This window comes from Caballeronia sp. ATUFL_M2_KS44, assembly GCF_023630965.1.
Classification (GTDB): Bacteria; Pseudomonadota; Gammaproteobacteria; order Burkholderiales; family Burkholderiaceae; genus Caballeronia; species Caballeronia concitans.
The window spans coordinates 272,692-296,507 of record NZ_JALQEA010000006.1 but is presented as its reverse complement, the minus strand read 5'-3'; the positions used below and the strand labels follow the sequence as shown (position 1 = coordinate 296,507).

Annotated in this window: 17 protein-coding genes; 3 read left to right on the top strand and 14 right to left on the bottom strand. The window is 64.0% G+C overall.

The window, feature by feature from the left end:
- Positions 1-38: 38 nt before the first annotated feature.
- Both NCR39_RS01425 and NCR39_RS01420 read right to left on the bottom strand, forming a co-directional pair.
- Positions 39-1,331: a Glu/Leu/Phe/Val family dehydrogenase gene (locus NCR39_RS01425; protein WP_250450269.1), complete on the bottom strand. Its 1,293-nt coding sequence runs from the start codon at positions 1,329-1,331 to the stop codon at positions 39-41.
- Positions 1,332-1,439: 108 nt separating this feature from the next.
- Positions 1,440-2,411 (bottom strand): LysR substrate-binding domain-containing protein, encoded by a 972-nt coding sequence (locus NCR39_RS01420; protein WP_250450268.1) that lies wholly within the window; start codon positions 2,409-2,411, stop codon positions 1,440-1,442.
- 261 nt (positions 2,412-2,672) lie between these two features.
- On the opposite strand from NCR39_RS01420, the gene NCR39_RS01415 reads away from it, so the two are divergent.
- Positions 2,673-4,061 carry an MFS transporter gene (locus NCR39_RS01415; RefSeq protein ID WP_250450267.1) on the top strand — a complete coding sequence of 463 codons (1,389 nt, stop codon included), beginning with the start codon at positions 2,673-2,675 and terminating at the stop codon, positions 4,059-4,061.
- Between the two features lie 15 nt (positions 4,062-4,076).
- Here NCR39_RS01415 and NCR39_RS01410 read toward each other — a convergent pair whose 3' ends face one another.
- The gene (locus tag NCR39_RS01410) at positions 4,077-5,954 is read right to left on the bottom strand and encodes an ABCB family ABC transporter ATP-binding protein/permease (RefSeq protein WP_250450266.1); all 1,878 of its coding nucleotides are present in this window, start codon (positions 5,952-5,954) and stop codon (positions 4,077-4,079) included.
- A 238-nt stretch (positions 5,955-6,192) separates the two neighbouring features.
- Between NCR39_RS01410 and NCR39_RS01405 the strand changes: the two genes are divergently transcribed.
- Positions 6,193-6,588 (top strand): acyl-CoA thioesterase, encoded by a 396-nt coding sequence (locus tag NCR39_RS01405; protein ID WP_250450265.1) that lies wholly within the window; start codon positions 6,193-6,195, stop codon positions 6,586-6,588.
- Between the two features lie 14 nt (positions 6,589-6,602).
- On the opposite strand, the gene NCR39_RS01400 is transcribed toward NCR39_RS01405, so the two are convergent.
- Both NCR39_RS01400 and NCR39_RS01395 read right to left on the bottom strand, forming a co-directional pair.
- Positions 6,603-9,740, bottom strand: a complete 3,138-nt coding sequence (locus tag NCR39_RS01400) for a sensor domain-containing protein (RefSeq protein ID WP_250450264.1) — start codon at positions 9,738-9,740, stop codon at positions 6,603-6,605.
- A gap of 167 nt (positions 9,741-9,907) precedes the next feature.
- Positions 9,908-10,387 (bottom strand): nitrate reductase associated protein, encoded by a 480-nt coding sequence (locus NCR39_RS01395; protein WP_250450263.1) that lies wholly within the window; start codon positions 10,385-10,387, stop codon positions 9,908-9,910.
- A 202-nt stretch (positions 10,388-10,589) separates the two neighbouring features.
- On the opposite strand from NCR39_RS01395, the gene fdhD reads away from it, so the two are divergent.
- Positions 10,590-11,417 carry a formate dehydrogenase accessory sulfurtransferase FdhD gene (gene fdhD, locus NCR39_RS01390; protein ID WP_250450262.1) on the top strand — a complete coding sequence of 276 codons (828 nt, stop codon included), beginning with the start codon at positions 10,590-10,592 and terminating at the stop codon, positions 11,415-11,417.
- 6 nt (positions 11,418-11,423) lie between these two features.
- Here fdhD and NCR39_RS01385 read toward each other — a convergent pair whose 3' ends face one another.
- The 9 genes from NCR39_RS01385 to NCR39_RS01345 all read right to left on the bottom strand — a co-directional run bounded on the left by NCR39_RS01385 (position 11,424) and on the right by NCR39_RS01345 (position 23,752).
- Positions 11,424-12,188, bottom strand: a complete 765-nt coding sequence (locus NCR39_RS01385; RefSeq protein ID WP_250450261.1) for an enoyl-CoA hydratase — start codon at positions 12,186-12,188, stop codon at positions 11,424-11,426.
- 55 nt (positions 12,189-12,243) lie between these two features.
- A complete protein-coding gene (locus NCR39_RS01380; protein ID WP_250450260.1) occupies positions 12,244-13,443 on the bottom strand; it encodes an acetyl-CoA C-acyltransferase in 1,200 nt (399 codons plus the stop codon).
- A gap of 14 nt (positions 13,444-13,457) precedes the next feature.
- Entirely contained in the window at positions 13,458-15,887 is a 2,430-nt protein-coding gene (locus NCR39_RS01375; RefSeq protein ID WP_250450259.1) for a 3-hydroxyacyl-CoA dehydrogenase/enoyl-CoA hydratase family protein, read from the bottom strand.
- Between the two features lie 617 nt (positions 15,888-16,504).
- Positions 16,505-18,292: an acyl-CoA dehydrogenase C-terminal domain-containing protein gene (locus NCR39_RS01370; RefSeq protein ID WP_250450258.1), complete on the bottom strand. Its 1,788-nt coding sequence runs from the start codon at positions 18,290-18,292 to the stop codon at positions 16,505-16,507.
- A 70-nt stretch (positions 18,293-18,362) separates the two neighbouring features.
- Positions 18,363-19,058 (bottom strand): TetR/AcrR family transcriptional regulator, encoded by a 696-nt coding sequence (locus NCR39_RS01365; protein WP_250450257.1) that lies wholly within the window; start codon positions 19,056-19,058, stop codon positions 18,363-18,365.
- 258 nt (positions 19,059-19,316) lie between these two features.
- Positions 19,317-20,594, bottom strand: a complete 1,278-nt coding sequence (locus tag NCR39_RS01360; RefSeq protein ID WP_502800168.1) for a phospholipase D-like domain-containing protein — start codon at positions 20,592-20,594, stop codon at positions 19,317-19,319.
- Positions 20,594-21,070: a dihydroneopterin triphosphate diphosphatase gene (nudB, locus tag NCR39_RS01355; RefSeq protein ID WP_040052997.1), complete on the bottom strand. Its 477-nt coding sequence runs from the start codon at positions 21,068-21,070 to the stop codon at positions 20,594-20,596. The genes NCR39_RS01360 and nudB overlap by 1 nt, the downstream gene beginning before the upstream one ends.
- 124 nt (positions 21,071-21,194) lie before the next feature.
- The gene (gene aspS / locus NCR39_RS01350) at positions 21,195-22,997 is read right to left on the bottom strand and encodes an aspartate--tRNA ligase (protein ID WP_250450254.1); all 1,803 of its coding nucleotides are present in this window, start codon (positions 22,995-22,997) and stop codon (positions 21,195-21,197) included.
- An 89-nt stretch (positions 22,998-23,086) separates the two neighbouring features.
- Positions 23,087-23,752, bottom strand: coding sequence for a DUF502 domain-containing protein (locus tag NCR39_RS01345; RefSeq protein ID WP_040052999.1), 666 nt, complete (start codon positions 23,750-23,752; stop codon positions 23,087-23,089).
- Positions 23,753-23,816 lie beyond the last annotated feature (64 nt).

The window sequence follows — 23,816 nt, the reverse complement described above, 5'->3', positions numbered from 1 at the left end:
TTGCGATGCATGCTCCCGTCGCGCACGGTCAGCGCCGATCAGGGGTACAGGCCGCGCATTTCGCGCGCCATCAGGATGCGCGTACACGCCACGATGAACGCCGCCGTACGCACCGAAACCTGTTGTTCGCTTGCAACCTGCCACACGGCGGCGAACGCTTCGCGCATCACGCGTTCGAGACGCAGGTTGATCTCGTCTTCGGTCCAGAAGAAGCTGGAGAAATCCTGCACCCATTCGAAGTACGAGACGGTCACGCCGCCCGCGTTCGCGACCACGTCCGGAATCACGAGCACGCCCTTGTCGTGCAGAATGTCGTCCGCGGCAGTGGTCGTCGGGCCGTTCGCGCCTTCGACGATGATCTTCGTCTTGATCTTCGGCGCGTTCGCTTCGGTGATCTGCCCTTCGAGCGCGGCCGGAATCAGGATGTCGCTTTCGATGGTCCAGAATTCGTCGCGCGAAACCGGATCGCCGCCCGTGAAGCCGCCGACGCCGCCGTTCTTTGCAACATGGTCGGCGAGCGCGACCGTATCGAGGCCCTTCGAGTTGAACACGGTGCCCGTGTGATCCTGCACGGCGATCACGCGCGCGCCCGCTTCCTGGAACAGACGCGCCGCGATGCCGCCGACGTTGCCGAAGCCTTGCACCGCGATGCGCGCGCCTTCGATATCGAGCCCGACGCGGCGAGCCGCTTCCGTGCCGACGACGAACACGCCGCGTCCCGTCGCTTCCTTGCGGCCGAGCGAGCCGCCGAGCGAGATGGGCTTGCCGGTCACGACGCCGGTCGCCGTCTGGCCCTGGTTCATGGAGTACGTGTCCATCATCCACGCCATGATCTGCTCGTTCGTGTTCACGTCCGGCGCGGGAATGTCCGTGTTCGGCCCGATGATGATGCCGATTTCGCTCGTATAACGACGCGTCACGCGTTCGAGTTCGCCGCGCGACAGCGTGCGCGGATCGACGCGGATACCGCCTTTCGCGCCGCCGTACGGCACGTTCACCGCCGCGTTCTTCACCGACATCCACGCGGACAGCGCCATGACTTCGGAAAGCGTCACGTCCTGGTGATAACGCACGCCGCCCTTGCCCGGACCGCGCGACGTATTGTGCTGCACGCGATAGCCTTCGAAGTGCGCGACCGTGCCGTTATCGAGTTCGATCGGGCAATCGACGATCAAAATGCGCTTCGGACGCTTGAGGGTTTCGAGCCAGCGGGAAAGGGAGCCGAGATACGGCGCGACGCGATCGACCTGCCGCAGATAGTTACCCCAGGGGCCGAGATCGTCGGCATGCAGATACGAGGGGATGGCATGGTCAAGCTTCGGGGAGGACATTGATGCTCCAGCGGTTGTGGAATGCATGCATTGTCGAAAAACGGCGATTCCAAATCCAATGCCGTTTCCTTATCCCGTCATGCGTTTCTTGCATAACGTCGCAGAACCTTACACAACGGGCGTTTGCGCCGATGCCTTCAACAATTCTTCACCGACTGCGTCCCATAGCGCGCGCATCAACGCTTGACGCGGCTCGTCGCCTTGCGATGCAAGCTTGTCGCGATAGAGGCGGATTTCCATCGTCAACGTGAACTGACCGGCGGGCGTGCCGCGCGTTCCGCGATCGAGCCGGATGAGGCGGCCTTCGTCGACCGCGTCTTCCACCGCGCTGTGCGGCAGGAACGCGATGCCGTGGCCCGCGAGCGCCATCGCCTTGAGGCCTTCGGCCATGTCGGTTTCATAGACCTTGTCGAGATGAAGGCGCGCAGGCGCGGTCGCGATGATCACTTCCGTCATGCGGCCGAGATACGCATTAGGCGTGTACGACAGATACGGCACGGGCGCATCGGCGGTGGCGGGCAGCGTGTAGCGCGCGCGGCCCGCCTTGTTCGCGGCGGAGAACGGGCTGATCGGCTCGGCGCCGAGCGTGAGCATGTCGTAGCGGGCGGGATCGAGCGCGACGGGATGGCTCGGATGGTGATAGCCCATCACGAGATCGCAGCCGCCTTCGACGAGCGACAGCACCGCATCATGCACGTTGAGCGCGCGCAGCCGCGTGCGGATACGCCCGAGCCGCGCTTCGATATGCTGCAGCCAGCGCGGGAAGTACGTGAGCGAAAGCGTATGCGGCACCGCGAACTCGATGGTCGCCGCCGGCACGCCGCCCTGCCCGCGCAGCAACGTGCGCGCTTCGTGGAACTGCGAGAGCATCGCGAGCGCCTGTTCGTAGAACACGTTGCCTGCTTGCGTGAGCCGCGTCGGATAGACAGAACGGTCGATGAGTTCCGTCCCGAGCCACGCTTCGAGCGCCTGGATGCGTCGCGAGAACGCGGGCTGCGTGATGTGCCGAAGCTCGGCGGATCGGCTGAAGCTGCGCGTCTCCGCGAGCGAAACGAAGTCTTCGAGCCATTTCAGTTCCATGCTGGATTCGCGCCTTGATATGCGGGATGCGGCATTTTAGCGGGGCACGCGCGTGGCGCAGCGCACCATCGGCGGACGCGTCGCACGGAAGCGGTGCGGTGTTCCACGTTCGAAGCATCGCCGCCGGTATCGCTCGGAACACGCGCCGGCGTGCGTGCGACGTCCTTCGCGAAAAGATGCATGCGATTGGCATGATGGTTGCAAAAGTCCGGGCCGCCGCGAAGCCGTCGCTCGGACGCTTCGCATCCACCGGGACATGCAATGTCGAATCTCGTCGTATCGCTCAAGAGCGGCAACTGGCGCTCACTGCTCGCCTGCTTCCTTTACTTCGATACGGGCTTCACCGTCTGGGTGCTGTACGGCCCGCTTGCGCCGTTCATCGGCCGCGACGTGACGATGTCCGCCGCGCAGCAAGGCTTTCTCGTCGCGGTGCCGGTGCTGGCCGCCGCGATCCTGCGCGTGACGCTCGGCAACCTCTATCAATCGACCGATGGCCGCCGTATCGCGCTGATGGGCGTGCTGCTTTCGTCGATTCCGTCGATCGTGCTGCCGCTCGTGCCGGGCGTGCCTTCCCATGCGCTGCTGCTCGTGCTCGGCGTGTTCCTCGGCATGGGCGGCGCGAGCTTCGCCGTCGCGTTGCCGATGGCCGGCAGCAACTATCCGCCGAAGGTCCAGGGCCTCGTGCTCGGGCTCGCGGCGGCGGGCAACATCGGCGCGGTGCTCGACGGCTTCCTGTTTCCCCATCTCGCCGATGCCTTCGGCTGGAAGGTATCGACCGCCGCCGCGCTGCCGCTGCTCGCGATCACGGCGGCCGCGCTGTACGCGTGGGCGTCGGATGCCGGCGAGAAAACCGGCAGCACGATGCGCGCGCTCGCCAGCTTCGGCGTGACGCTCGCGAGCCTCATCGTGCTCGTGCTCGCGGTGCACGGCGGCGTGTTCGGCACGGGGCGCGCGGGCGTGCTGCTGCTGCCGGTGATCGGCGCGCTCATCGCGATTGCCGTGTTGCCGCGCCGGTATCGTTCGGTTCTGGCCGAGCGCGATACGTGGGTCATCATGCTCATCTACAGCATCACGTTCGGCGGCTTCGTCGGCATGTCGTCGTATGTGACGCTGCTGCTGACGTCGCTTTACCAGATGCCGAAGCTCGAAGCCGGCCTCTTCATGTCGCTGCTCGCGTTTCTCGGTGCGATCGTGCGGCCGTTCGGCGGCTATGTCGCCGATCGCGTGACCGGCGTGCGCGCGCTGCTCGTGCTGCTTGCGCTGATCGCTGCCGCGGACTTCGCCTTCGCGATCTGGATGCCGCCCGTGACCGGCGGTCTCGCGCTGCTCGTGTGTCTGTATCTCGCGTTCGGATTGGGCAACGGCTCGACGTTTCAGCTCGTGCCGCATCGATGGAAGGGCAAGACGGGATTGCTGTCGGGGATCGTCGGCGCGGCGGGCGGTATCGGCGGATTCTATCTGCCGGTGATCATGGGGATTGCGAAGGAAAGCACCGGCAGCTATCAGATGGGCTTCGCCACGTTCGGCGTGCTCGCGACGTGCGCGTTCGGCGCGTTGTTCGTGCTGCGCGGACAGTGGCTGCGGTGGTCGGCGCTGTCGGCGCACGAGCGCGATGCCGTCGCGATCAACGGCGCACACGCGATGGAGTGATGCGCCGCTTGGGACTCAAACCCTCGCCGCATCGCCCTGCTCGACGGCGGGCTCCGCCGCCCGCTGCTGCTGCAACGCCCACATCTGCGCGAACAGCCCGCCGGCACGCAGCAACTCCGCGTGCGTGCCGCGCTCGACCACGCGCCCATGATCCATCACGATGATCTGCTGCGCATGCACGACCGTCGATAGCCGATGCGCGATGATGAGCGTCGTCCGCTCGCGCGCGATCGAATCGAGTTCGCGCTGGATCGCGCGTTCGGATTTGGAATCGAGCGCGGACGTGGCTTCGTCGAAAATGAGGATCGGCGGATTCTTGAGCAGCGTCCGCGCGATCGCCACGCGCTGCTTCTCGCCGCCCGACAGCTTCAGTCCGCGCTCGCCGACCGCCGTTTCATAACCCGCCGGCAGCCCTTCGATGAAGTCGTGAATGTGTGCAGCCCGCGCCGCCGCGATCACTTCGTCGCGCGTCGCCGATGGCCGACCGTACGCGATGTTGTAGTAGATCGAATCGTTGAAGAGCACGGTGTCCTGCGGCACGATGCCGATCGACGCGCGCAGCGAATCCTGCGTGACGTCGCGAATGTCCTGCCCGTCGATCACGATGCGCCCGCCCGTCGCGCGATCCAGATCGTAGAAGCGGAACAGGAGCCGCCCGAGCGTCGATTTGCCCGAGCCGCTATGTCCGACCACGGCGGTCGTCGTGCCGGCGGCGATGGTGAAATCGACATCGTGCAGGATGGGCCGCGCCGCTTCGTACGCGAAGCTCACGCGCTCGAATCGCACTTCGCCGCCCGCCACCCGCAGCGGCGCTGCGTTCGGCGCGTCCGGCACTTCGCGGCCCGCGCCGAGCAGCGTGAACATGCGATCCATGTCGGTGAGCGCCTGCTTCAGTTCGCGATACACCACGCCCAGAAAATTCAGCGGGATATAAAGCTGCAGCATGAACGTGTTGATGAGCACGAGATCGCCGAGCGTGAGCCGCCCCGCCATCACGCCCTGCGTCGCGCGCCACAGGATGAACACGAGTCCCAGGCCGATGATCGTCTGCTGCCCGAAATTGAGCATCGAAAGCGAACGCTGCGACTTGATCGCGGCCGCGCGATACCGCTGCAGATTCTCGTCGTATCGGCGCGTTTCCCATTCTTCGTTGCCGAAGTACTTCACGGTCTCGTAGTTGAGCAACGAATCGATGGCGCGCGAATTCGCCTTCGAATCCAGCTCGTTCATCGTGCGCCGATAATGCGTGCGCCACTCCGTCACCTTCACCGTGAAGCCGATATACAGGCACAGCGCGACGAACGTGACGATCGCGTAATACGCCTCGTACTTCGTCACGAAGAACGCGAGCACGAGACCGACTTCGACGAGCGTCGGCAAGATGCTGTACAGCGAATACGACACGAGTTGCTGAATGCCGCGCGTGCCGCGTTCGATATCGCGCGACATGCCGCCCGTCTGCCGCTCCAGATGAAACCGCAGCGACAGCGAATGCAGATGACGAAACACCCTCAGCGCGAGTTGCCGCACCGCGCTTTCCGTAACCTTGGCGAAGAGCAGTTCGCGCAGTTCCGTGAATAGCGATGTCGAAAGCCGCACGCCCGCATACGCGACCACGAGCAGCCCGATGCCGCCGATCAGCACGATGCCCGGCGCGTCGTTGGCGCGGCCGAGCGCGGTCAGATGCTGCACGGACGCGAGGCTGTCCACGATGCGCTTCATCACGATCGGCACGCCGAGATTGGCGACCTTCGCGCCGATGAGGCACGTCAGCGCGAAGGCGACGCGCCATTTATAGGTGGTCAGATAAGGCAGCAGCGAGCGGATGGTCTGCCAGTCGTTGCGCGGACCTTGCGCGAGCGGGCCCGGCTCGGTGTTCGAATAGCGGCGCATGAGTTCGAGTTGTGAGGCGCAGTAAAAGCACGTGGCGGACGTTGCCTGGCGACGCGCGGCGTGGGGACGCCTGACAGGGAAAGCGGGCGCACGCCGTGCGTGCATCCCGTACAATTTATCGAAGGCCGCGGCGCTTCGGCGCGCGGCCTTTCCCTATACATGAGCATTGTCGCAGAAGGTTCAAGGCCACGCTCGCGCCTGCCTTGCGTCGCGCGGCATGCGGACCGGACTACCTTTCATGCCTGAAGAATCGAAACTTCCCCAGAAGCCCGTCACGCTGCGCGTCGTGCCGCAACCCGCCGATTCCAACATGCACGGCGACGTCTTCGGCGGATGGATCATGGCGCAAGTGGACATTGCCGGTTCCATTCCGGCGAGCCGTCGCGCGAACGGCCGCGTCGCGACCATCGCGGTGAATTCGTTCCTGTTCAAGAATCCGGTATTCGTCGGCGATTTGCTGAGCTTCTATACCGACATCGTGAAGACGGGCAATACGTCGGTCACCATCTACGTCGAAGTCTACGCGCAGCGCCTGAGCCTCGCCGAGGAAGTCGTCAAGGTGACGGAAGCGACGCTCACCTACGTCGCCACCGACAACGACCGCCGCCCGCGCGCGCTTCCGCCGCTGGATTGAACGCGGCGTCCTCTTCAGTTCAACAGCACGCCCTGCTGCAACAAGCCTGGAATGGCGTCGTGCGGCATCGGGCGTGAGAACAGGAAGCCCTGCATTTCGTCGCAATCGCGCTTGCGCAGGAATTCGTGCTGCGCGTCCGTTTCGACGCCTTCCGCGATCACCTGCAATTCGAGCGAATGCGCGAGCGCGATGATCGCGGACGTGATGGTTTCGTCGTCGCCCGACGAGCCGATGTCCGCGACGAACGAGCGGTCGATCTTCAGCCGATGCACCGGAAAGCGCTTCAGATACGACAGGCTCGAATAGCCGGTCCCGAAGTCGTCGATGGCAATGCCGATGCCGAGCGCCGACAGTTCCGAGAGCATGGCCGCTGCGTTGTCGGCGTTGCGCATGATCGCGCTTTCGGTCAGTTCGAGTTCGAGATAGCGCGGCTCCAGGCCGGTTTCTTCGAGCACGGACGTGACGAGTGCCGCGATATCGCGTTGCTGGAAATGCCGCGCCGACAGATTCACCGACATGCGCGCGGGCGGCAGCCCAGCGTCCTGCCACGCCTTGTTCTGCCGGCACGCCTCGCGCAGCACCCATTCGGACAGCGGCCCGATCAGCCCGCTTTCCTCCGCGACCGGAATGAACGCCGCCGGCGACACGAGCCCCTGCTCCGGATCGTGCCAGCGCACGAGCGCCTCGATGCCGACGATCGCGCGCGTCGCCATGTCCACTTGCGGCTGATAGTGCAGCAGGAATTCGCCGTCGCGCAGCGCGCGCCGCAGCCGCCGCTCCAGATTCATGCGCGCGCCGGCGCTCGCGTTCATCTCCGGCTCGTAGAACTGGTACGTGTTGCGCCCGAGATCCTTCGCGCGATACATCGCGAGATCGGCTTTCTGGAGCACGGTCTCGGCGTCGTCGCCGTCCTGCGGGAAAAGACTCGCGCCCATGCTGCAGCCGACGTAAAGCTCCGTTTCGTCGAGCCATACCGGTTCGGAAATCGCCGCGCGCGTGCGCTCCATCCATGCGATGAGATCGGCTTCGTCGGTTACGTCCGTCAGCACGATCACGAACTCGTCGCCGCCATGACGCGCGACCGTATCGCTCGTGCGCGCCGAACGCGCGAGCCGCTCGCCGATGACCGCGAGCAGCCGGTCGCCGACGCTGTGGCCGAGGCTATCGTTCACGTTCTTGAAACCGTCGAGGTCCATGAACACGACCGCGATCTTCGAGTCGCGCCGCCGCGCCTGTTCGATCGCATGCTGCAAGCGATCGCGCAGCAGATTGCGGTTCGGCAGGCGCGTGAGCGTGTCGTAATTCGCCTGATATTCGAGCTGCTCCTGATAGTCCATCAGGTCGGTCACGTCGTTGATGATGCCGATGTGATGCGTCGTCATGCCCTGCGCGTTCGGCACCGGCGCGACGAAAAGCTGGTTCCAGAACAGCGCCCCGTCCTTGCGATAGTTCCGCACCACGACGCTCGTTTCCGCGTTGGCTGAGAGCGCGCGGCGGATCGACGCGAGCCCGTCCTGTTCGCTGTCCTTGCCGTGCAGGAACCGGCAGTCGCGCCCGATGACTTCGCTCGGGTCGTAACCGGTGATGCGCTTGAACGCCGGGTTCGCATACTCGATCACGTTCGCGCCGTTCACCACGCCGGTGATGAGAATGGCGTTCACGCTCGCGTCTAGCGCGCGGCTTTGCAGGCGCAGCGCGAGTTCGGCGCGCTTGCGTTCGGTCACGTCCTGATACGAACCGAGCACGCCGATGGAATTGCCCTCGCCATCGAGCAGCGGCAGCATGCTCGTGACGACCGTATGCAGCGTGTCGCCGACGAGCACGTCGCGCTCGAAATGCATCTTCGGCACGGTCGTCTGAATGACTTCCTGATCGTCGGCGCGCACCACGTCGGCGGCGGCGGACCACGGCAGTTCGAAGTCCGTCTTGCCGATGATCTGCTCGTTGTACGCGAGCCCCGCATCGCGGGCGAACGCGTTGTTGCAGCCGAGATAGCGCGATTCGCGGTCCTTCCAGAACACGCGCTGCGGAATGTTGTCGATGACCGCTTCGAGCATCTCGTTCGAACGGCGCGCTTCGGCTTCCGCGTTGATGCGGTCGGTCACGTCGTTCGCGAGCATGAAGAGCCCCGGCCGGTTCGAATACGTGAGCGCGTGATGCGACACGTCCGCGCTGATCGTCGAGCCATCGCGATGCCGGTAGCGCCACACGCCGCTCGATCGCTGGCCGCGCGTCGCGCGTTCAACGCTACGCTCGTTCGCCCGCTCGCCGCTTTCCGCGCCGCCGCGCGCGAGCCGCGCCGTGAAGCGGTCGAAGTCGTCGGCGACGTGGAGATCGCGCAGCGTCATCTCCATGAACTCGGCTTCCGAATAGCCGTAATGCCCGATGGCCGCCGGATTCACGGCGATGAAGCGCATCGTTTCCCGGTCGACGATCCACATCGGCACCGGATGCGCCTCGAACATGCTGCGGAATCGCTCGTTGCTGCGATGCTTCGCCCGCGCGACGCCGAGCTTCTCGCGCGACGAACGCTCGTGGCTCGCGAAGAGATAGATGAGCACGCCGCTGCCCGCGAGCATGGTGAACGCGAGCAGCAGCATCGCGCCGCCGGAGCCGGTTGCCGAGCGATCGAGCGCGGCGATCGTCGCCATGTCGATTCGAGAACGGACGGCCGCGAGTTCTTCGTCGATCGCCTGCTGATCTTCGCCGAGCCTGACGAACGCGGCGTCGGCCCAGGCGCGCGAGTCGTCGGCGGGGGCGTTGCGCGCGCGTTCGTCGGCGAGATTGGCGTCGTCGCGCATGATCGCGGCGCGCGCGGCGAGCGCTTCGAATGCGCCGCCGAGTCCCGGCTCCATCGCGGTCTGGGCGCGCAGGCCGCTTTCGAGCGCGTCGAGATGCGCTTCGCGCGCTTCGTGCTGCGCCGCCGACTCGGCCACGCCCGTCGCCTCGAATCGGCTCAGTTGCGTGAGCGCCTCGCCGAGCGCGCTGCGATACGCGGCGATATCGCGGAGGAGACTCATCGAGCGCAGCGTGCGGGCGTTGCTGTCGCGCAGATCCGCGATCCGCTCGCACGCGACGAACGCATTCGCGCCGAGTGCGGCAAGGACCACGGCGATGTTGACCAGCAAACGCCTGGAGAGGAAACGAGTCATGAGCGACGGGCCGATCCTGTTGTTCCGCGATGGATGCGCCCATGCCGCGCGCGCCCACGCAAAAGCGCGGTGCGAACGCAAGGTTCACACCGCGATTAATGGATAACGTGGATAACGGCAGCGTTTGCGCGGGCTTTAGTGCCGCGTGAAAAAAACTTTCGCCCGCCCTACTCGTCCAGCCCGAACTCGCGCATCGCGGGCAGGAAGTCGTGATTGGCCTTGTCCGTGTTGCGCGACAGCTTGGCGAGCGCATAGCGCTGGAAGCGGTCGAGTTTCGCCCAGCGCGACAGGCTCGGCGCGCTCACGCCCGCGAGACTGCTCTGGCGGATGACGGTCTCGGGCACGGCGTCGGTATGCGCCCAGACGGGCTCGGTATCGCGCGGGATTTTCTCCGGCGCGGCGTTCGCGTGCGTTTTCAGCATCTCTTCGAGCGCGAGGTCGAAGTTCTTCTCCAGTTCCGCTTCGTCTTCTATCGGAAAGCGCGCGAGCAGCACGCGATCGTCATAAGGAAGCATCTGCCATTGATCGAGCGAGATGCGCATGCCGAAACGGTCGAGATTGAAGCGAACCGCGAGCGGAATGAAGCGCAGGTTGTCCGAGGATTCGATCTCGAACTGAAAGAGACGGGCGGCGTCGTAAAGTCCCATGGCGATAGCCTCGTTGGTTTGAGGGGCGCGCGCCGGCGCCCATCGCCCGCTTAAGTTATTGTAGGGCCTGGTGTTGAACTGGAACCGTGCAATCTGTGCCGCTGCGTGCGCCTGTGAACCAGCGCGAACAGCACGTTCCTTTAGCAAGCCGCATACCCGGGCGTCGTCGGTCATCGTTCGTGCGGCAACGGAGTGCAGTCAAGTGAATCAAATCGAAACCGAAGATCAGCCGGGCTATGTCGAACGGCAAGTGCGAAGAAACCGGCGCGGCGAGACTGCCGTCGCGAGCGATAACGTCGGTCAGGAATGGCCCGTCGCGCTCGTGTACAACGGCATCTCGCACGCGGTGATGATGTGCACGCCGCGCGATCTCGAAGCGTTCGCGGTGGGCTTCTCGCTGACGGAGGGCATCGTCGAGCGGGGAAGCGATATCCACGATATCGAGGTCTATTACCGCGACGACGGTCACGCGCTGCCGCACGCCGAGGTGCATTTGCAGGTGGTGCAGCAGGCGTTCGCATCGCTGAAGGACAAGCGGCGGGCGCTCGCGGGGCGCACGGGTTGCGGCGTGTGCGGGATCGAGAGCATCGACTTGCTGGATCTTCAGCCGGAGCGGGTGCCGGACACGGGCTTTCTCGCGCGGCTCTCGCCCGATGCGATCGAGCGCGCGGCGCGCGAGTTGCCCGGGCATCAGCGATTGACGAAGCTCACGGGCGGCCTGCACGCCGCCGCGTGGTGCGACGAAAGCGGCGCCGTGCGATTCGCGTTCGAGGATGTCGGCCGGCACAACGCGCTCGACAAGCTCATCGGTCAGCTTGTGCTGCAGCGCGTGGACACGACGCAAGGCTTCGTCTTCCTGTCGAGCCGCGCGAGCTATGAACTCGTGCGCAAGTCGGCGCGCGTCGGCGTGCCGATGGTCGTGACCATTTCCGCGCCGACGTCGCTTGCCATTGCGATTGCCAAGCAGGCGGGATTGCGGCTCGTCAGCTTCGCGCGGGAGAGCAGCTTCGTGGAATACGACGTGGAGTGAGCGGCCTCACTCGAACTGCGTGAAATCCGCCTTCCGCTTCCCGAAGAACGCCGCGAACGCCTCCCGCGCTTCCGGCGCGACGAGCATCCGCGCGAAATGCGCCGCCTCTTCTTCCATGCGCGCGGCCACGTCCGTCGACTGCGCGCCTTTCATCAGCGCCTTCGTCGTGCGCAGCGATCCGGCCGGCAGCGCCGCAAGCCGCCTCGCACGCTCGAAGGCGTAGGCGTCGAGTTCGGCGGCGTCCATCGCGCCGTTGACGAAGCCCATGCCGATCGCTTCATCGACATCGAACGCTTCGCCCAGAAGCAGCTTCTCGGCCGCGCGCTGATAGCCCGCGATGCGCGGCAGCAGCAAGCTCGACGCCGCCTCCGGACACAGCCCGAGTTGCACGAACGGCAGCGAAAACTTCGCGTGCTTCGCGGCGTAGACGATGTCGCAATGCAGAAGCATCGTCGTGCCGATACCCACCGCCACGCCCGATACCGCCGCGATCACGGGCTTCGGCATCGCGCTCAAGCGACGCAGGAACTGGAACACGGGCGCGTCCTGGTCCTTCGGCGGATCGTTGAGAAAGTCTTCGAGGTCGTTGCCCGCGCTGAACGCGCCGCCGTTGCCGCGCAGCAGCACGGCGCGCACGGCCGGGTCCTTCTCGGCTTCGTAGAGGCCGTCGGCCATTTCCTGATACATCGCCGCGGTGATCGCGTTCTTCTTCTCCGGACGATTGAGCACGATGCTCAACACGCCTTCCGCGCGTTCGATCTGAATGTCCATCCGCTGTCTCCTTCATGTCGATCCGCGAGCGACGGCGCTCGCGGACCATTCGGCCTCAAACGCGTTCGATGATCCCCGCCGCGCCCATGCCGGTGCCGACGCACATCGTCACCATGCCGTACTTCAGGTTGCGGCGGCGCAGGCCGTGCACGACCGTCGATGCGCGGATCGCGCCCGTCGCGCCGAGCGGATGCCCGAGCGCGATCGCGCCGCCGAGCGGATTGACCTTCGACGTATCGAGGCCGAGATCGTTGATGACCGCGAGCGATTGCGCCGCGAACGCCTCGTTCAGTTCGATCCAGTCGAGGTCGTCCTGCGTAAGCCCAGCCGCTTTCAGCGCGGCCGGAATCGCTTCCTTCGGCCCGATGCCCATGATCTCCGGCGGCACGCCGCGCACCGCGAAGCTCACGAAACGCGCGAGCGGCGTCAGGTTGAACTGCTTCAGGATCTTTTCCGAGACGACGATCAACGCGCCCGCGCCATCCGACGTCTGCGAGCTGTTGCCCGCCGTCACCGAGCCCTTGTTCGCGAACACGGGACGCAGCTTCGCGAGACCTTCGAGCGTGGTGTCGGCGCGCGGACCTTCGTCGAACGCAATCTCGCGCGCATTCACGCGCACTTCGCCGGACGCGAGATCCGGGAAGCGCTCGTTCAGCGTGTACGCGGCGATTTCATCGGCGAATTCGCCCGATTGCTGCGCCGCCAATGCACGGCGATGCGACTCCACCGCGAACGCGTCCTGCGCCTCGCGGCTCACCTTCCAGCGCTCGGCCACCTGTTCCGCCGTCAGCCCCATGCCGTATGCAATGCCGACATCCTCGTTGCGATCGAAGATATGCGGCGACAGCGACGGCTTGTTGCCCATCATCGGCACCATGCTCATGGATTCGCAGCCGCCCGCGATCATCGCATCGGCTTCCCCGACACGGATGCGGTCCGCCGCCATCGCGAGCGCCGTCAGCCCGGACGCGCAGAAGCGGTTCACCGTCACGCCGCCGACCGACTGCGGCAGGCCGGCGAGCAACGCGCCCATGCGCGCGACGTTCAGCCCTTGCTCGGCTTCGGGAATCGCGCAGCCGACGATCGCGTCTTCGATCACGCTGGTGTCGAGCCCCGGCACTTGCGCGACGGCCGATTTGATCGCGTGGACGAGCAGCTCGTCCGGGCGCGTGTTTCTGAACACGCCGCGCGGCGCCTTGCCGATCGGCGTGCGGCTCGCGGCGACGATGTATGCGTCTTGAAGTTGTTTGCTCATTGCTTGCTCCGCGATTAATTGCGCACCGGCTTGCCGGTCTGCAACATGCCCATGATCCGTTCCTGCGTCTTTTGCGTGCCGAGCAGTTCGACGAACGCGCGGCGCTCGAGCGCGAGCAGCCATTCTTCATCGACGAGACTGCCCGCTTCTACGTCGCCGCCGCACACCGCTTCCGCGATGCGGCTCGCGATCAGAAAGTCGTGCGCGCTGATGAAACGCCCGTCGCGCATGTTCACGAGCGACGCCTTGATCGTCGAGATCGCCGAGCGGCCCGCGACCGGCACCTGCTTCACGCGCAACGGCGCGCGATAACCGGCATCCGACAACGCGCGCGCTTCCTTCTTCGCGATGTCAAGCAACTCGTGCACGTTGAACACGATGGTGTCCGACGGCTTCAGATAGCCCATCGCGCGGGCTTCGAGCGCGGAGGCCGAGACCTTCGCCATCGCCGCGTTCTCGAACGACTTCTGCAGGAACTTGAGCAGGTCGTTCGTCGCGTTGACGGCGCTCGCGGCTTCGGCTGCGCGCAACGCGGCTTCCTTCAGTCCGCCGCCCGCCGGCACGAGACCGACGCCCACTTCCACGAGCCCGATATAGCTTTCGATGTGCGCCACGCGCTTCGCCGATTGCAGCAGCAATTCGCAGCCGCCGCCGAGCGCGATGCCCGATACCGCCGCGACCACCGGCACGTTCGCGTACTTCACGCGCAGCATGCCTTGCTGGAACTTCTTCACGAACGGTTCGATGCCCTTCGCGCCGCCCATCATGAACGCGGGCATCGCTTCTTCGAGATTCGCGCCCGCCGAGAACGGGCCGCCCGGCGCGCCGAGTTGCAGCGACGTCGGCTGCCAGATCACGACGCCGCGATATTCCTTCTCCGCGAGTTCGATGGCTTGCGTGAGGCCGTCGATCACGCCCGGACCGATGGTATTCATCTTCGTCTTGAACGAGACGATGACGACATCGCCCTGATCGTCGTCGAGCCAGGCGCGCACGTTTTCGGTTTCGAAGAGCGTCTTGCCGAAGGTCTTCGGATCGGCGCCGCTTTCACCGACGAGCGGCGCGCGGAACACTTGCTTGCCGTAGACCGGCAGCGTCGAGCGCGGCACGAACTTGCGCGCGCCGGGCGACCACGATCCTTCGTCGCCGTGAACGCCGCCCTTCTCCGCGACGGGGCCGTCGAGCACCCACGCGGGCAGCGGCGCGTTCGAGAGCGCCTTGCCGGCATCGATGTCTTCCTGCACCCACTTCGCGATCTGCTGCCAGCCGGCCGCTTGCCAGCTTTCGAACGGCCCCTGATTCCAGCCGAAGCCCCAGCGGATGGCGAGATCGACATCGCGCGCGTTATCAGCAATGGATTCGAGATGCACCGCGATGTAATGGAACACGTCGCGGAAGATGGCCCACAGGAATTGCGCCTGCTTGTTGTCGGTTTCGCGCAGCAGCTTGAAGCGCTCGGCGGGCGGGCGCTTCAGAATGCGGCCGATGATCTCGTCGGCTTTCGCGCCGCCATCGACGTATTGCGCCGTCTTCGGGTCGAGCACCTTGATCGCCTTGCCTTCCTTGCGATAGAAGCCCGCGCCCGTCTTCTGGCCGAGCGCGCCGTTCTTCACCAGTTCGGCGAGCACGGGCGGCGTGGAGTAGACGGAGAAGAACGGATCGTCGGCGAGATTGTCCTGCATCGTCTTGATGACGTGGGCCATCGTGTCGAGGCCGACGACATCGGCGGTGCGGAAGGTCGCGGATTTCGCGCGGCCGAGGCGCGAGCCGGTGAGGTCGTCGACTTCGTCGAAACGCAGGCCGAATTTCTCCGCTTCGGCGATCACGGCGAGGATCGAGAACACGCCGACGCGGTTCGCGATGAAGTTCGGCGTGTCTTTCGCGCGCACGACGCCTTTGCCGATGACGCTCGTGAGGAACGTTTCGAGTTGATCGAGGATTTCCGGATTCGTCGATGCGGTCGGGATCAGTTCGACCAGATGCATGTATCGCGGCGGATTGAAGAAGTGCACGCCGCAGAAGCGTTGCTTGAGATCGTCGCTGAAGCCGTTCGACAGTTCGGTGATCGAGAGGCCCGATGTGTTGCTCGCGAAGATGGCGTGCGGCGCGAGGTGCGGCGAGACTTTCTTGTACAGGTCGTGCTTCCAGTCCATGCGCTCGGCGATGGCTTCGATGACGAGATCGCAGTCTTTCAGCTTCGCGATGTCGTCGTCGTAGTTGGCCGGTTCGATGTATTGGGCATCGTCTTTTATGCCTAGCGGGGCTGGGGACAGCTTCTTCAGATTCTCGATTGCCTTCAGCGCGATGGCGTTCTTCGCGCCTTCCTTCGCGGGAAGGTCGAACAGCAGCACGGGCACGCGGGCGTTGATCAGATGCGCGGCGATCTGCGCGCCCATCACGCCGGCGCCGAGCACGGCGACTTTGCGAATGTTCAAGGTGCTCACTTGGGTTTTACCTCCGGTTTGGGGTTTTTTGCTCTTTGCAGCGCGTTGGGTTCTTTGATGCGTTGTCTTGCAGTTCTATTCAGTAGCCGCCTCCCCGGCGGAGGGGTCACTTTCTTTGCTGCTGCAAAGAAAGTAACCAAAGAAAGCAGCTTTTTTTCGATCCGCCCAAAGCATCCAATCACGGGGTCACTTCGCAGAAAATCGGTGGCACTCGATCTTGAAACAGCCTTGAATCACCTTCCACGCCCGCTGAGCGCCACGTCCTCCGAGCCCCTCGGCTCGACAACACCGAACGTGTGCTAGTGCTAGCGCTTCGCACTAAATGGCCACTTCACCACGCAACGCCGTCGTCAAATTTGGGCCGGCGCGTCCCGATGGTGTTAACGAGCCCGGGGGCTCGGATGGGGTGGCGCTCGGCGGGCGTGGAAGGTCATTCAAGGCTGCTAATTAATTCGATTGCCACCGTGGTTCTACGGAGTGTCCACATGGTCAGGTGCATCGGGCCAGAAAAGCTGCTTTCTTTGGTTACTTTCTTTGCAGCAGCAAAGAAAGTGACCCCCGCCCCGGGGAGGGGCGAGCCAATAGACCGACGCGCCTACAAGTTCAACGACAACGAATCAAAACCACGCCTCATCGAATTCCATCAACGACTTGGACCCCGAACGCGCAGCGCGAATAGAAGAAGCGGTCTCAGGCAGCAGCTTGGCGAAATAAAACCGCGCGGTAGCGAGCTTCGCGGCATAGAAAGCATCGCCGGAAGAAGCGCGATCGAGCGCCACCCGTGCCATGCGAGCCCAGAAATAAGAAAACACGAGATGCCCGACAGTACGCAAATACGGCACGGCCGCAGCGCCGACCTCATCAGGATTCTGCATGGCCTTCATGCCGATCTCCATCGTGAGCTTCTGCACCTTCTCGCCAATATCCGCGAGCGGATTGATGAACTCCTGCATCTCGGGCTTCACGCCCTCTTCCTCGATGAACGCCGCCACGAGCTTGCCAAAGCGCTTCATCTTCGCGCCCATGTCGCCGAGAATCTTGCGGCCGAGCAGATCGAGCGCCTGAATCGAATTCGTGCCCTCGTAAATCATGTTGATGCGCGCATCGCGAACATACTGCTCCATGCCCCATTCGGAAATGAAGCCGTGCCCGCCGTAAATCTGCATCGCGAGGTTCGTGCCTTCGAACGCGTTATCGGTGAGAAACGCCTTGATCACAGGCGTCAGCAACGCGACAAAATCAGCCGCCTCACGGCGCGCCGCCTCGTCCTCGTGCGACAACTCCTTGTCGATGTTGAGCGCCGCCCAATACGCGAACGCGCGGCCCGCTTCGGCATACGCCCGCTGCGTCAGCAACATGCGACGCACATCCGGATGCACGATGATCGGATCAGCCGGTTTCTCCGGCGCCTTCGGCCCGGTGAGCGCGCGCATCTGCAGACGCTCCTTCGCATACACGAGCGAATTCTGATACGCCACTTCGGTGAGACCCAAGCCTTGCATGCCGACGCCCAGCCGCGCCGCGTTCATCATCACGAACATGGCGTTCAAGCCCTTGTTCGCCTCGCCGACGAGCCAGCCCTTCGCGCCATCCAAATTCATCACGCACGTCGCGTTGCCGTGGATGCCCATCTTGTGCTCGATCGATCCGCACTTGACGCCGTTGCGCTCACCGACCGCGCCATTCGCGTCCGGCACGAACTTCGGCACGATGAACAGCGAAATGCCCTTCGTGCCCATCGGCGCGCCCGGCAAACGCGCGAGCACCAGATGCACGATGTTCTCCGCCATGTCGTGCTCGCCGCTCGAAATGAAAATCTTCGTGCCGGTGAGCGCGTAAGAACCGTCGCCGTTCGGTTCGGCCTTCGTGCGCAGAATGCCCAGGTCCGTGCCGCAATGCGGTTCGGTCAGGCACATCGTGCCGGTCCACACGCCTTCGACGAGCTTCGGCAGATAAACCGATTTCTGCTCCGGCGTGCCGTGCGCGTGCAGGCACTCATACGCGCCGTGCGACAGGCCGGGGTACATCGTCCACGCCTGATTCGCGGAGTTCAACATTTCGTACAACGCATTGTTCACGAACGCGGGCAGCCCTTGCCCGCCGAATTCGGGATCGCAGCCGAGCGCGGGCCAGCCCGCCTCGACGTACTGTCGATACGCCTCCCTGAAGCCAGCCGGCGTCTTCACGACGCCATCGCTCTCATACGTGCAGCCCTCGCGGTCGCCGACCTGATTCAGCGGAAACACGACCTCGGAGCAGAACTTGCCGGCTTCCTCGAGCACCTGATTGATGGTGTCCGCATCCAGCTCAGCGTGCTTCGGCATGCGCTTCAGTTCGGCTTCGACGTTCAGCAGTTCGTGCAGCACGAACTGCATGTCGCGAAGGGGGGCGGCGTACTGTCCCATGAGTCTCTCCAGTTTCTCGTGCTTGTCGTCGCGCGCCGCCGAACCCTTCAGGCCGATTCGATCGGCACCGCTAACGGCTGCCGGTTTGATGCGTTGTAAGTGTCGTCGGCGAACTCGCAGCCCCCAGTGCGCCCGGCTCGACCGCCTGCCGCGCGCCGCCATCGGCGGACAAATTCGACGTCTGATACGAAAGGAACGTCTTTTCCAGCGCGTCCCGCGTCAGTTGCACGGCTTCGGGCAGATGCAGGAAGCGCGCGTCGTGATGCAGGCCGAGCGTGAAGCTGTACAACTCGAAGAGCATCAGCTTCGGATCCGTCTCCGGCTTCAGATGCCCCTCTTCCTTCGCCTGACGAATCGCCCGCAAGAGCGCCTCCCGCCAGGTCGTCACACTGCTGACGAGCTGCTCTCGCACCGCGCTCGCCGCCCGGTCGTCATACTCGACCGCGCCGCTGATGTAGATGCAGCCCGTCGTCACTTCCTCGATGCGCCTTTCCATCCATCGGCTCATCATTCCGCGCAATCGCGGCAAGCCGCGCGGCTCGCGCAGGCTCGGGAAGAACACTTCGTCTTCGAAACGGCGGTGGTACTCGCGCACCACTTCCACCTGCAAGTCCTCGCGTGAGCCAAAGTGCGCAAAGACGCCGCTCTTGCTCATCTGCATCCGTTCGGCCAGAAGTCCGATCGTCAATCCTTCCAGCCCGTCCCTGCTTGCCAGATCCAACGCTGCGTCGAGAATCGCGGCCCGCGTCTGTTCGCCTTTTCGCATGATCCCTACCGTCCTCTCAGTCCCGATTGAAAACGAACGGCCGTTCTATTATTGTGGCCGAACGCCGGTGTAACAAGCAAATTTTTAGAAACCCGTTTCTAAAACGCTGCCAACCTCAATAAGATAAGTCTTAACTTGGCGCGTTGATTGTCCCTTTTTATGCACGGACTGCATGTAAGTGACTGCCCGAGTTCCCATTCTGTGGGAGATGTTTGCCACTCGGCATCTATTCTGCCTGTCGGGACGCAGTTTTTGGCTTCAATCGTATTGGCCGATGGTGATCATCTTCATCATCGCGCGATAGGTGTTGTAGGCAAGCCAACTGAGCACGCGCTCGAAGAGCGGGCGCGACGCGTAATGCTTCTCGTCGATGGGACTGGCTTCGTCAAAAGCCTGAAGAATGGCGTCGTGCAAACCGGCGATTTCCGGGTGATTGACGAGCACCATGTTGGCTTCGTTGTTCAGGACGAGCGAGAGCGCGTCGAGGTTCGATGAACCGATCGTCGCCCAGTCGGCGTCCACGACAGCGACCTTGCCGTGAAGCATCGTTTTCTCATATTCGGCGATGCGCACGCCGTGCTTCAGCAAGTTGCCATAGAGGAAAGGCGTCGCGTAGTCGAGCGCGACGAACTCCTTGCGCCCGATCACGAGCGAGACGCGCACGCCGCGTTGCGCCGCGTGCACCAGCGCGCGCCGCAGCTTGCGGCCCGGCATGAAGTAGGGATTGGCCAGCAGCACTTCACGCTCGGCATGGGCGATGGCGCGCAGATAAGCCTTCTCGATGGCGCGCCGGTTCAGCAGATTGTCGCGCGCGACGAACGCCACGCACGGCCGGTCCACCGCGTGGATTTCGCCCAGACGCGCGCGCTGGCGTGCGCGCAATGCACGACGCGAACCCCATCGGCTTTGCGGCGGCTCGGGATCGCAGTTAGGCGAACGCGGCTCGCGCGGTTTCACGCCCAGGCGAATGCGCTGCCATTGCAGGTCGAACGCATCGCGCACGTCTTTGACAACGGGCCCTTGCGCTTCCATCGCGAAGTCCCAGCGCGGCTCGGCGAGTCGCGTGCCGTTCTGGTCGAAGTCATCGACGATATTGATGCCGCCGCAGAACGCGTGCACGTTGTCGATCAGCGCGAGCTTGCGATGCGTCCGCGAAAAACCCAGCGGCCCGAACAGCAGATGCGGGTTGTACACGCGATGATCGACGCCGCCTTCCTTCCACTGCGCAAACATCGGGAGATTGCCCTGCGTGCCGACGCCATCGGTGATCACGCGCACCACCACGCCGCGCGTCGCTGCGCGCACGAGGGCATCGGACACGGCGCGGCCAATATCGTCGTTGGCGAAGATGTAGGTTTCGAGCGACACCGACGTCTTCGCGTTGTCGATACGCTCGATCAGCGCGGGGAAAAATTCGACGCCGCTCTGGAAAATGCGAACGTGATTGCCGACGGTGAAGCAAAGCCGCGGCGGACGCCGTCCGGAAAACAGCGCCTGACGCAACCGCTTGAAACTGCGCCGCGGACGCACACCGATCATCGGTTATGCGCCGCGAGGCGCTCGGGCAATTGAAGGATCGCTTCGCGGTTCGACCACGAAAAGCAGCGGTCGGCGGCCTCGCGAAGCGGCAGCCAAAGATGCGACGTGTGTTCGCGCGGCGCGAGTGTCACTTCCAGACAGTGCGGCACACAGAGGCTGAACTGGTGTTCGGTATTGTGCGTGACGCCTTCCGCATAGCGATGCCGCCACTGCGGATAAATCTCGTACTGAATGCTGTGATGCCAGTCGAGCAGCGCGGCCTCCGGCACGAGCGGACTGCCGACGACGATGCCCGTCTCTTCCTGCACTTCGCGCGCGGCGGTTTCCGCGAACGGCTCGTCGATATGATCTTTCGAGCCCGTCACCGATTGCCAGAAACCTTTGTGGTCCGCGCGCTCGATGATGAGCACATCGAGGTCCGGCGTATGAATGACGACCAGTACGGATTCGGGGATTTTGGGCGGTTTCTGCATGGCGTAAGGAACGCGCTTCTTTATCTGTCTTGGTCCCGGAGACTGTAACGCAAAAAGCGAAAAAGGCGCGGGCCATGACAGCCCGCGCCTTTTTCATCACAACATTACGACGCTCACTGCGACGTTAGCTCGCCTTCTGCTCCGGCTGACGCAGACGGATATGCAGTTCGCGCAACTGGCGCTCGTCCACTTCGCTCGGCGCTTGGGTGAGCAGGTCCTGCGCGCGCTGCGTCTTCGGGAACGCGATGGTGTCGCGGATCGAATCGGCGCCCGACATCAGCGTGACGATGCGGTCCAGACCGAACGCGATACCGCCGTGCGGCGGCGCGCCGTACTGCAGCGCGTCGAGCAGGAAGCCGAACTTGAGACGCGCTTCTTCCGCGCCGATCTTCAGCGCGCGGAACACCTTGCTCTGCACGTCTTCCTGGAAGATACGCACGGAACCGCCGCCGATTTCCCAGCCGTTCAGCACCATGTCGTACGCCTTCGCGAGACAGCGGCCCGGATCGGTTTCGAGATATTCGAGGTGCTCGTCCTTCGGGCTCGTGAACGGGTGATGCGCGGCCACGTAGCGGTTCTCTTCCTCGTCGTATTCGAACATCGGGAAGTCGATGACCCACAGCGGCTTCCAGCCGGTTTCGAGCAGGCCGTTCGCCTTGCCGAATTCCGAATGGCCGATCTTCAGGCGCAGCGCGCCCAGGCTGTCGTTCACGACCTTCGCGCGATCCGCCGCGAAGAAGATGATGTCGCCGTCTTGCGCCGCCGTGCGCTCCATGATCGCGGCGAGCGCGGCGTCATGCAGATTCTTGACGATCGGGCTTTGCAGACCGTCGCGGCCCTTGGTCTTGTCGTTGACCTTGATCCACGCCAGGCCCTTCGCGCCGTAGATGCGCACGAATTCCGTGTAACCGTCGATGTCCCCGCGCGACAGCTCGCCGCCCTTCGGCACGCGCAACGCAGCGACGCGGCCGTCCTTAGAGTTCGCCGGCATGCTGAACACCTTGAAGTCGACGTCGCGCACGGCGTCGGTCAGGTCGGCGAATTCCAGCTTCACGCGCAGGTCGGGCTTGTCGGAACCGAAGCGGCGCATGGCTTCCGAGTACAGCATGACCGGGAATTGTTCCGGCAGCGCGACGTCCATCGTCTCCTTGAAGACGTGGCGGATCATCTCTTCGAAGAGATCGCGGATTTCCTGCTCGTTCAGGAACGAGGTTTCACAGTCGATCTGCGTGAATTCCGGCTGACGGTCGGCGCGCAGGTCTTCGTCGCGGAAGCACTTGGTGATCTGGTAGTAACGGTCGAAATTCGCGACCATCAGCAATTGCTTGAACAATTGCGGCGATTGCGGCAGCGCGAAGAACTGTCCCGCGTTCACGCGCGACGGCACGAGGTAGTCGCGCGCGCCTTCCGGCGTGCTCTTCGTCAACATCGGCGTTTCGATGTCGATGAAGCCTTGCGCGTCCAGATACTTGCGCACTTCCATCGCCACGCGATAGCGCAGACGCAGGTTCTTCTGCATCTGCGGACGGCGCAGGTCGAGCACGCGATGCGTGAGGCGCGTGGTTTCCGAGAGGTTGTCGTCGTCGAGCTGGAACGGCGGCGTCACCGATGCATTCAGCACCGTCAGCTCGTGGCACAACACTTCGATCTTGCCGCTCGTGAGATTGGCGTTGGCCGTGCCTTCGGGACGGTTGCGCACCACGCCCTTCACCTGGACGCAGAACTCGTTGCGCACGCCTTCGGCCACGCCGAACATCTCGGCGCGGTCCGGATCGCAGACGACCTGAACGAGCCCTTCGCGATCGCGCAAGTCGATGAAGATAACGCCCCCGTGATCGCGGCGGCGATGCACCCAGCCGCACAGCGAGACGGTTTGGCCCAGGAGGGCTTCGGTCACCAGACCGCAGTATTCAGATCGCATCGACATGATGTGTGTGTCTTTCGTTGTTCGTTAATCAACGGCTCGCGCGCGGATCGTGCTCTTGGTCGGCGTGATTCGCGGCGCGCGCGCCGGCATTACATCGGCGGCTCGGTGGGGCGGCGGGCGGGCGCGACCGGCGTGAGCGGCGCGCTCGGGGCAGGGGCGACCACGCCCATCGAGACGATGTACTTCAGTGCGGCGTCGACGGTCATATCCAGTTCGACGACTTCGCTTTTCGGCATCATCAGAAAGAAGCCGGACGTGGGGTTCGGCGTCGTCGGCACATAGACGCTCACGTGGTCTTCCTTCAGATGGTTGAGCACGTCGCCGCCGGGAATGCCGGTCAAAAAGCCGATGGTGTACGAGCCCTTGCGCGGATATTCGATCAGCAGCGCCTTGCGGAATGCATTGCCGCTCGACGAGAGCAGCGTGTCGGACACCTGCTTCACGCTGGTATAAAGCGGGCCGACGACGGGAATGTGACGAACGATCGCGTCCCACCACAGCACGAGCTTTTGCCCGATGAAATTCTGCGTGAGCAAGCCGACGATGAAGATGAACGCCAGCGTCAGCACCGCGCCCAAGCCCGGCAGATGGAAGCCGAAGACGCGCTCCGGCTGCCACGCGGACGGCAAGAGCAGCAGCGTCTGGTCCATGGTTCCGATCACGAGGCCGAGCACCCACAGGGTGATGGCGAGCGGCACCAGCACGAGCAGGCCGGTGAGGAACACGGATTTGAGCGTAGTCTTTTTCGTGGTCACGTTGTAATCGATATGGTCGCTGCGGGCGGTTGAGCGGGCTGGGCGCGGTTATCGCGGTTATCGC

Excerpts from the sequence above, each read along its gene's own strand:
- NCR39_RS01385 (WP_250450261.1), bottom strand. The coding sequence starts at position 12,188 with ATGGACATTCAGATCGAACGCGCGGAAGGCGTGTTGAGCATCGTGCTC.
- NCR39_RS01405 (WP_250450265.1), top strand. The coding sequence starts at position 6,193 with ATGCCTGAAGAATCGAAACTTCCCCAGAAGCCCGTCACGCTGCGCGTC.
- NCR39_RS01395 (WP_250450263.1), bottom strand. The coding sequence starts at position 10,387 with ATGGGACTTTACGACGCCGCCCGTCTCTTTCAGTTCGAGATCGAATCC.
- NCR39_RS01410 (WP_250450266.1), bottom strand. The coding sequence starts at position 5,954 with ATGCGCCGCTATTCGAACACCGAGCCGGGCCCGCTCGCGCAAGGTCCG.
- NCR39_RS01425 (WP_250450269.1), bottom strand. The coding sequence starts at position 1,331 with ATGTCCTCCCCGAAGCTTGACCATGCCATCCCCTCGTATCTGCATGCC.
- NCR39_RS01420 (WP_250450268.1), bottom strand. The coding sequence starts at position 2,411 with ATGGAACTGAAATGGCTCGAAGACTTCGTTTCGCTCGCGGAGACGCGC.
- nudB (WP_040052997.1), bottom strand. The coding sequence starts at position 21,070 with ATGCAGAAACCGCCCAAAATCCCCGAATCCGTACTGGTCGTCATTCAT.
- NCR39_RS01380 (WP_250450260.1), bottom strand. The coding sequence starts at position 13,443 with ATGAGCAAACAACTTCAAGACGCATACATCGTCGCCGCGAGCCGCACG.
- NCR39_RS01415 (WP_250450267.1), top strand. The coding sequence starts at position 2,673 with ATGTCGAATCTCGTCGTATCGCTCAAGAGCGGCAACTGGCGCTCACTG.
- NCR39_RS01370 (WP_250450258.1), bottom strand. The coding sequence starts at position 18,292 with ATGGGACAGTACGCCGCCCCCCTTCGCGACATGCAGTTCGTGCTGCAC.
- NCR39_RS01365 (WP_250450257.1), bottom strand. The coding sequence starts at position 19,058 with ATGCGAAAAGGCGAACAGACGCGGGCCGCGATTCTCGACGCAGCGTTG.
- NCR39_RS01400 (WP_250450264.1), bottom strand. The coding sequence starts at position 9,740 with ATGACTCGTTTCCTCTCCAGGCGTTTGCTGGTCAACATCGCCGTGGTC.
- aspS (WP_250450254.1), bottom strand. The coding sequence starts at position 22,997 with ATGTCGATGCGATCTGAATACTGCGGTCTGGTGACCGAAGCCCTCCTG.